This window comes from Rhodococcus sp. HM1, from assembly GCF_023218075.1.
Classification (GTDB): Bacteria; Actinomycetota; Actinomycetes; order Mycobacteriales; family Mycobacteriaceae; genus Rhodococcus.
The window spans coordinates 160,544-168,245 of the sequence record NZ_JALPTB010000005.1; the positions used below are offsets into that span (position 1 = coordinate 160,544).

Sequence of the window (7,702 nt, forward strand, 5' to 3'; positions counted from 1 at the left end):
TGATGCCCGGGACCTCGTGGGTCCCGGGCATCACTCTTGTGGTCCGACGTTCGCTCCAGAGGCGCTCCGGTTACTGCGCGGACCTGGTCTCGATGAAGACCGGGCTCAGTTGCCGGCGCCGGTGGCGGGCAGAATTCGGGTACGGACCTCGCCGAAGCCGATCCGGGAGCCGTTCGGGCCGGGTGCGGTCGCCGAGATCGCGATCTCGTCGCCGTCCTCGATGAACGTGCGGGTCTCGTCGCCGACCTGAACGGGTTCGGCTCCACCCCACGTGAGTTCGATGAACGCGCCGCGCTGGTTCTTCTCCGGGCCGGAGATGGTGCCGGAGCCGAACAGGTCACCGGTGCGGGTCGCGGCGCCGTTGACGGACGTGTGCGCGAGCATCTGCGCGGGCGACCAGTACATCTGCGCGTACGGCGGGCGGCTGACGACGACCCCGTTCCATTCGACCTCGAGGTCGATGTCCAGGCCCCACTTCTCGTTGCCCTGCAGGTACGGCAGCGGTTCCGGATCCTGCACCGGGGTGTCGATGCGGGCGGCTTCGAGTGCGGCGAGCGGCACGACCCACGGGGAGATCGACGTCGCGAACGACTTGCCGAGGTTCGGGCCGAGCGGCACGTACTCCCAGGCCTGGATGTCGCGGGCGGACCAGTCGTTGAGGATGACCGCGCCGAAGCAGTGCTCGGCGAACTCGTCCGGCTTGATCTGCGAGCCCATCGGGCTGCCGACACCGACGATGAACCCCATCTCGGCTTCGATGTCGAGGCGGATGGACGGCCCGAAGACCGGCGCCGGATCGTTCGGGCCCTTGCGCTGGCCGCACGGGCGCACGATGTCGACACCCGAGGTGACCACCGTCGACGACCGGCCGTGGTAGCCGACGGGAAGGTGCTTCCAGTTCGGCATCAGCGGATCGGGGTTCTGCGGGCGGAACAACCGTCCGAGGTTCGACGCGTGGTTCTCCGACGCGTAGAAGTCGACGTAGTCCGCGACCTCGATCGGAAGGTGCAGCGTCACGTCCGCGATCGGGAACACCGCGTCGTCCGCGACCTCCCCGGACACGAGTTCCTTGATGGCGGAACGCACTTCGTCCCAGCGACGGCGGCCCTGTGCCATAAAGGCATTGAGCGACGGCTCGGCGAAGACCACGTCGTCCTCGAAGACCCGGCTCAGGTCGAGCACCGTGTCGCCGACGCGGACGCCGACGCGCGGTTCGGAGTCCTCGGTGGAGAAGATGCCGTAGGGAAGGTTGTCGATGCCGAAGAGCGAACCCTCGGGAATGTCGATGACGGTCATGCGGGTGATCCTTCGGTAATCGGGAGAACGGTTGCGGGCACCAGGCCGAGGTCGATCAGATCGACGAGCGGTTCGACGATGCTGCAGGTACCGAACGACCGGAACCGGCTGCGCACCTCGGTGATACGTGCCGGCGACAGCGCGGAGAGGCGGGTGGCGACGGCGGCACCGTCGCGGTCGGCGAGCACCGTCGCGAGGCCGGCCACGCCCGCGCCGTCCAGTGCGGCATCCACCGCGGCGAGCACGTTGAGGAAGCCGTGCTGCTCGAAGCCGGTGTGCGGGTCCGTGTTCCGGATCGCGTGGTGCAGACCCGCGGTCGCCTTGAACGGCACGCCGGCGTTGACTGCGGTCCGGATGGCTTCGGCCAGTTCGGTCTCGTCCGGGTAGGCCTCGGCGACGACACCGCCGGTGCGGAACTTGGCCGCGTGCGGCGTCCCGGCGAGCCCGGCCAGGAGGGCGGGCCGACGGTCGTCACGGGGCACCTCGACGAACAGTGCGACGCCGGGGAGTTCGGCGGCGACAACGTCGAGCGCAGCGAGGAATTCGTCGGCGCTGCTGTCGGCGGGAACCGCGATCTCCGCTGCCTCGACGGTCACGCCGTCGAGTTCACGCAGCCGAGCCACCGCGGCGGACACGGTCGCGGGACCACCCGGAGCCGTGATACTCAGGGCGAGTTCGCCGCCGAGCGGACGGGATTCGAGCGACTCGACCAGTTCTTCGATGCGCGGAACGGGAAAGACGAACAGCCCCACCAGATCCGAGTAGTCGGAGATACGGTGTCCGGCGTGCGCCGGCAGTGCCTGCTCCAGCGGGGCATTGCCCGGCGGGAACAGTGCGGCGTCGTCACACAGTCCGGTGAACAGAGTTCCGAGAGTTGTCACTTGCCTGCACCTCGATTGCGGTTCCAGCTTCCGGCGTAGGTGGTGTCCTCGCACGCGAACGCACCCTCGCCGAGTTCGAGCGGGCGGAACGTGTCGACCATGACGGCGAGTTCGTCGAAGAACTCGACGCCGATGCTGCGCTCGTATGCGCCGGGCTGCGGGCCGTGCGCGTGCCCACCCGGGTGGACCGAGATGGAGCCCTGCCCGATGCCGGATCCCTTGCGGGCCTCGTAGTCGCCGCCGCAGTAGAACATGATCTCGTCGGAGTCGACGTTGGAGTGGTAGTACGGCACCGGGACGGCGAGCGGGTGGTAGTCCACCTTGCGGGGCACAAAGTTGCAGATGACGAAGTTGTTGCCCTCGAACGCCTGGTGTGCCGGCGGCGGCTGGTGCACGCGACCGGTGATGGGCTCGTAGTCGTGGATGGAGAAGGTGTACGGGTAGAGGCAGCCGTCCCAGCCGACCACGTCGAACGGGTGCGTGGGCACGACGTAGCGGGTGCCGACGATGCCGTGCGACGTGCGGTGCTTGACGAGCACCTCGACCTCGCCCTCGAGGTTCTCGACCTCGACGAGGGCGGTCGGGCCGTGCAGGTCGCGCTCGCAGAACGGGGAGTTCTCGAGGAACTGGCCGAACCGCGACAGGTAACGCTTCGGCGGCACGATGTGGCTGTTGGCCTCGATGACGTAGGCGCGCAGCGGCTCGTCGCCGGTGGGGATCCAGCGGTGCGTCGTCGCCATCGGCAGCAGCACGTAGTCGCCGGACTTCGCCTCGAGCGTGCCGAAGACGGTTTCGACTGTGGCCGTGCCGGATTCGACGTAGACCATCTCGTCGCCGACGACGTTGCGGTACAGCGGCGATTCCTTCTTCGACACCACGTACGAGATGCGCACGTCGGCGTTGCCGAGGATCAGGCGGCGGCCGGTGACGACGTCGGTGTCCGCCCACAGGTTCTCGGGGAACAGGTCGTGGAGCTTGAGGTGCCGCGGCGTGAGCGGATGATTCGGCGTGGTCGTCTGGTCCGGCAGGTCCCACACGGTCGCGTCGACGATCGCCGACGGGATGTGCCGGTGGTACAGCAGCGACGAGTCGGACGAGAAGCCCTCCTCGCCCATCAGCTCCTCGTAGTAGAGGTTGCCGTTCTCGTCGCGGTGCTGGGTGTGACGCTTCGGCGGGATGACGCCGAGCTGTCGGTAGAACGCCATGGGGTTCAGCTCCTCGCAGGTTCCTCAGGCCGATCGAGGCGGTTGCGCCCCGGTGTTAATAAACACATTAACTAGTTTTGCGGGACGAAAGCAACCACGGAACGGTCACGAGGTCGTGACGATCGGAGTATCCACACCCTTGACCGGGCACGGAGCTCCCGCGATCAGTTGCGTCCGCGCACGTCGAACTGGCTACGGTTCGTGATCAGCTTGTTCAGGAGCATGACGAGGATCTGCTGTTCGGCCTCGGTCAGCACCTCGACCCACGCCGCCTCGCGCTCGTTCTGCGCGCGGAACGCCTCGGAGATCTCGCGCTCCCCCGCCTCGGTGAGCGACAACTGCACCGATCGGCCGTCGTGACTCGCCGGCGTCCGCTCCAGGAGACCTGCCTCGACCAGCGGTTTTGCCAGATTCGACACGGCCGCGCGGCTCATGCCGGTCAGCCGTGCGGCGCCCTTCGGCTCGATCGGCCCGGCCAGCCACACGACGAACAGCAGGCGGTAGGCGGACCACGAGCGGCCGTTGGGCCGGTGCACGGTGGATTCGAGGTCGTAGGTGACGACGTCCGACGCCCGGTTCAGGGTGAGCAGCACCTCGGTGGCATTGCGGTGGTAGTCGCCGTATCTGCTGCCCAGCCGGCTTTTCGCGAGTTCGACGAACGACCAGTAGTCGAGCGAGTCCGGCGCTGTCGGTCCCCCAACCTCGCTCTGCCCACCATCCATGGGGCCCACACTATCGCGGCTACTGGTGGAGATATTCGAGGCCGACGATTTCCGGGAATTCACCAAGATAGTATATCCATTAACTACCTCGCCCCGCTGATATCTCTGCCAGGAGTCTGCACCCGCGCTGCGATGAGCATTGCACTGCGACAGTTACCGCTCCACTCGGAAAATTCTGTAGAAAGGACTCGGACAGACAGCCCCGGCCGGCCCGAGAAGGACCCACATGAGCACCTTGCAGACGCTCGATCGTGGGCTGCGCGCACTCGACATCGTGTCCCAGTCGCCATCCGGAATCTCTGTAGCGGACCTGTCCCGCGAACTCGATGTGCACCGAGCTATCTGCTATCGAATCGTCGCCACTCTCGAAGAGCATTCGCTGGTCGCCCGGGCCTCGGACGGCCGGATACGCCTGGGCGCGGCCGCGGTGGTGCTCGCGTCGAGATTCGAACCGCAGTTCGCGGTCGAGGTGAATCCGATACTGCACACGCTCGCCGACGAGACCCGCGCGACGGCATTCGTGTCCGTCGCCCAAGGGCAGAACTGCGTCGTAATCATGGTCGCCGAGCCAGAAGGCACGCTGCTGCGGGTGGGCTATCGCGTCGGTAGTAGCCATCCGATCGACCGCGGCGCCGCAGGCATCGCGATCCTCGCCCTGCGACCCGAATCGCCGGGTGACTCCGAGGCGGTACGCCGAGCTCGGGCCGACGGCTACAGCCTCACCCGCGGCCAGCTCGAGCACGGCGCAGTCGGTATCGCGTCCGGTATCGCACTCCCACAGGGAGTCGGGCCGGGCGCCGGCCTCGAACGGAGCGTCGGCGTCGTTGCAATAGACGGCCTTGACACCGAACGCGCGGCGCAGGCGGTCATGCGCACCGCCCGCGAAATCGAGCGCCTCATCAACGTCTGACGCTCCCCACAACAGCTTTCCCTCGCGAAGCTGCGCACTCACACCGCAGCAACGTCCACATCGTGGTACCCGTCTCCCCGCGACAGTCCCGTTCACCGTTCCCTGGGCCGCACTTGACCGCGAATGTGACCACGCTTACCCTGATCGAAGTTCGCTCACAGTTACATATTGTGCGTTATTAGTAACTTCGCAGCTCAATGCGAGTCCAACACAGACGGAGATGCAAGCCATGAGCGCATGCCCGATCGATCACACGGCCCTTCAGACCGCGGGCTGCCCGATTTCCGCGAATGCCGCCGCCTTCGATCCCTTCACCGGCCCGTACCAGGTGGACCCTGCGGCGTCGCTGCGCTGGTCGCGCGATGAGGAGCCGGTGTTCTACAGCCCGGAACTCGGATACTGGGTCGTGACCAGGTATGAAGACGTCAAGGCCGTCTTTCGCGACAACATCCTGTTCTCGCCGTCGATCGCACTCGAGAAGATCACTCCGGTCTCGGACGAGGCGACCGCGACGCTCGCGAAGTACGACTACGCGATGGCGCGCACTCTCGTGAACGAGGACGAACCCGCGCACATGCCGCGACGACGGGCGCTGATGGACCCGTTCACCCCCAAGGAACTCGTCCACCACGAGCCGATGGTTCGCCGGCTCACCCGCGAGTACGTCGATCGCTTCATCGAGTCCGGAAAAGCCGACCTCGTCGACGAAATGCTGTGGGAGGTCCCGCTCACCGTGGCGCTGCACTTCCTCGGCGTGCCGGAAGAAGACATGGATACGATGCGCAAGTACTCGATCGCGCACACCGTGAACACCTGGGGCCGGCCGGCACCCGAGCAGCAGGTTGCGGTCGCCGAGGCCGTCGGCAAATTCTGGCAGTACGCAGGCCAGGTCCTCGAGAAGATGCGCAAGGACCCATCCGGCCACGGCTGGATGCCGTTCGGAATCCGGGTCCAGCAGGAGCAGCCCGACGTCGTCACCGACTCCTACCTGCATTCGATGATGATGGCGGGAATCGTTGCAGCACACGAGACTACAGCCAATGCATCCGCGAACGCCTTCCGCCTGCTGCTCGAGAACCGCAGCGTGTGGGAGGAGATCTGCGCCGACCCGAGCCTGATCCCCAATGCCGTCGAGGAGTGCCTGCGCCACTCGGGTTCGGTCGCCGCGTGGCGCCGCCTGGTCACCGCCGACACCACGATCGGTGGCATCGCGATTCCCGAAGGCTCGAAGTTGCTGATCGTGACGTCATCCGCGAACCACGACGAGCGTCATTTCGACAACGCCGACGACTTCGACATCCGCCGGGAGAACTCGAGCGATCACCTGACCTTCGGGTACGGCAGTCACCAGTGCATGGGTAAGAACCTGGCACGCATGGAGATGCAGATCTTCCTCGAGGAGTTCACCAAGCGCCTCCCCCACATGGAACTGGTCCCGGATCAGGAGTTCACCTACCTGCCTAACACGTCGTTCCGCGGCCCCGATCACGTGTGGGTGCAGTGGGACCCGGAGAAGAATCCCGAACGTGCCGATCCGTCGATCCTCGATGATCGCCGTCCAGTGAAGATCGGAGAACCGTCGAAGACCGGCATTTCACGCACCGTGTCGGTCGACTCCATCACCCCCGCCGCCGACGGCGTCGTGCGCGTGCGCCTGTCCGATCCGTCGGGCAGGCCGCTACCCAAGTGGACTCCGGGATCGCATATCGACGTCGAACTCGGCGACCTGTCTCGGCAGTACTCGCTGTGCAGCAATCCGAATGACCTGTCGCACTATGAAATCGCAGTGCTGGAGGTACCCGCAAGCCGCGGCGGCTCCCGCTACGTGCACCACACGCTGCGTGCCGGCGACACCCTGAAGATGCGCGGTCCGCGCAACCACTTCAAGCTCGACCCGGATGCCCGGCGCTACATCTTTGTGGCGGGCGGAATCGGCGTCACCCCGATCGTCGCGATGGCCGACCACGCCAAAGCATCCGGGAAGGATTACGAGATCCACTACTGCGGAAGAGATGTCGCAACAATGGCGCTGCTCGACCGACTCTCGGACGAGCACGGCGACAGGCTGGTGGTGCACTCGGGTGCGGCGGGCAACCGCCTCGACATCCGAGCCCTGCTCGCGACGCCGGTCGAGGACACTCAGATCTACTCGTGCGGCCCGAAGCGCTTGCTCACCGCCCTCGAGGACGCGACGTCGCACTGGCCCGACGACTCGCTGCACATCGAACACTTCACGTCGAACCTCGCCACGCTCGACCCGGCCGCCGAGCACCCGTTCGAGGTCGAACTGCGCGACTCCGGTCTGACCATCCAGGTGGCGCCCGACCAGACGGTGCTCGACGCCCTGCGCGCGTCGAACATCGACATCCAGAGCGACTGCGAAGAAGGATTGTGTGGATCGTGCGAAGCCACCGTCCTCGACGGCGAAATCGATCATCGCGACTTGGTTCTCACCAAAACCGAACGAGCTCAGAACAAGTCGATGATGACGTGCTGCTCGCGCGCGTGCGGCAAGAAGATCACCCTCGCGCTCTGACCACCCTTCCGGAATCTCCAACCTCGAAAGGACTCTCAATGATCCTGTCAAGCCGCAACAGCGGTACCCGGCAAGCTCGGTTGCCAGGTGCGGTTGTCGCGGATGAGGGCATAGAGAACATCGACGCGACGCCGAGCCAGACAGAGGGTGGC

At 66.0% G+C, this 7,702-nt stretch carries 6 protein-coding genes; 2 read left to right on the forward strand and 4 right to left on the reverse strand.

All coding sequences use genetic code 11. From position 1 onward, the window contains the following. Positions 1-105: 105 nt before the first annotated feature. The 4 genes from fahA to M1M07_RS05105 all read right to left on the reverse strand — a co-directional run bounded on the left by fahA (position 106) and on the right by M1M07_RS05105 (position 4,104). Complete coding sequence (gene fahA / locus M1M07_RS05090; RefSeq protein ID WP_248673474.1) at positions 106-1,296, reverse strand: fumarylacetoacetase; 1,191 nt, start codon at positions 1,294-1,296, stop codon at positions 106-108. Beyond that, positions 1,293-2,177: a hypothetical protein gene (locus M1M07_RS05095; protein ID WP_248673475.1), complete on the reverse strand. Its 885-nt coding sequence runs from the start codon at positions 2,175-2,177 to the stop codon at positions 1,293-1,295. The genes fahA and M1M07_RS05095 overlap by 4 nt, the downstream gene beginning before the upstream one ends. Further along, positions 2,174-3,382, reverse strand: coding sequence for a homogentisate 1,2-dioxygenase (locus M1M07_RS05100; RefSeq protein ID WP_197252980.1), 1,209 nt, complete (start codon positions 3,380-3,382; stop codon positions 2,174-2,176). Before M1M07_RS05100 ends, M1M07_RS05095 begins: the two co-directional genes overlap by 4 nt. Before the next feature lie 164 nt (positions 3,383-3,546). Then, complete coding sequence (locus tag M1M07_RS05105; protein WP_248673476.1) at positions 3,547-4,104, reverse strand: MarR family winged helix-turn-helix transcriptional regulator; 558 nt, start codon at positions 4,102-4,104, stop codon at positions 3,547-3,549. Between the two features lie 226 nt (positions 4,105-4,330). Here M1M07_RS05105 and M1M07_RS05110 point away from each other — a divergent pair, with 226 nt between their 5' ends. Next, positions 4,331-5,014 carry an IclR family transcriptional regulator gene (locus tag M1M07_RS05110; RefSeq protein ID WP_248673477.1) on the forward strand — a complete coding sequence of 228 codons (684 nt, stop codon included), beginning with the start codon at positions 4,331-4,333 and terminating at the stop codon, positions 5,012-5,014. Between the two features lie 229 nt (positions 5,015-5,243). Then, a complete protein-coding gene (locus M1M07_RS05115; protein ID WP_248673478.1) occupies positions 5,244-7,550 on the forward strand; it encodes a cytochrome P450/oxidoreductase in 2,307 nt (768 codons plus the stop codon). Positions 7,551-7,702: the final 152 nt, after the last annotated feature.